Below are 957 nucleotides of genomic sequence, written 5' to 3' on the forward strand. Positions count from 1 at the left end.
CTGGCCGTGGGACCCGCGGTGGTTCAGACGGCGGCGGACACGCCGGTGACCTCGTTCCACACGGTGAAGCGGTCCTTCATCTCGTCTCGGTAGTCACGGACTGTCATCAGATGGCGGCGGGGCCGGAAGTGCGGGGAGACGAGGCTGAACGCTCCCAGGAACCTTTGGGCTCCTGCGACGGAGCCAGGGCTAATTCATAGTCGTGTTGGTCATGCTGCGTCGCAGGTCAGGGATAGTCCGAGTAGGTCGAGCGGGCGGGTGAAGGGTGTAGGAGACCTCGCGGATTCCGGCGGCGATGTTGTGGTGGCCGGCGTCGCGGAGGGTGTTGATCGCGAGGTTGCGGAGGGTGGCCATGTTCTCGGGTCCGTGTCCGGTGCGGATCTTGGAGGCGTCCTCCGCGAACGTTGTGTCCCTGATGTGGTGGACGGCCTCGATGCCCCATTGGGCTCTGGCGATACGGCCGATGAGCTGGGGTGATGCCTGACGTGCGGTCATGTCGGTGATGGCGTGGATGGTCTGCCGGGTGACCTTGCCGGTCTTCAGATCGGTGCGGTGCCGCAGGATCTTCACGGCCTGGACGACGTGGGGAAAGTCCAGGCTGAGATCGGTGACGGTGAGGGTGCCTATCGAGGGGGTCTCGCGTCGGCCGTGCCCGGCCTCGCGGTCGTAGCGGCGGGCGGTCACCTCCTTCCAGGGAAGGGCTCTGACCGCGGCGTGGAGTCTGGAGCCCTATTCACGGGTGCTACCAGCCCTTCTTGTAGAAGGTGAGGGCGGTGATGGTCCTGGCGATTAGAGGGAAGGCTTGGAGGGGGCCGCGGTAGCGGGTGGCGAGGATCTTCCAGTCCTTCAGATGCGCGATCGTCCGCTCGACGGCGGCCCGGAGTTCACCGATGCTCCGGTTGTAGACCTTGTCTTCGGCCGGCCGTTCCCGACCTGGGGGTTTGCGCCTCGCGGTGA

At 65.9% G+C, this 957-nt stretch carries 2 protein-coding genes and 1 pseudogene; all 3 read right to left on the bottom strand.

Annotated elements, in window-relative coordinates; genetic code table 11:
* Window positions 1–23 precede the first annotated feature (23 nt).
* Window positions 24–182, bottom strand: a pseudogene (locus OTB19_RS43930) (IS6 family transposase); the annotation flags it as partial.
* 7 nt (window positions 183–189) lie between these two features.
* Window positions 190–684, bottom strand: coding sequence for a hypothetical protein (locus tag OTB19_RS43090; RefSeq protein ID WP_267804313.1), 495 nt, complete (start codon window positions 682–684; stop codon window positions 190–192).
* A 58-nt stretch (window positions 685–742) separates the two neighbouring features.
* Window positions 743–957: transposase family protein (locus OTB19_RS43095; RefSeq protein ID WP_324290598.1), on the bottom strand; the 215-nt coding region annotated here is incomplete at its 5' end.

Source organism: Streptomyces sp. H27-H5, assembly GCF_026627505.1.
Classification (GTDB): Bacteria; Actinomycetota; Actinomycetes; order Streptomycetales; family Streptomycetaceae; genus Streptomyces.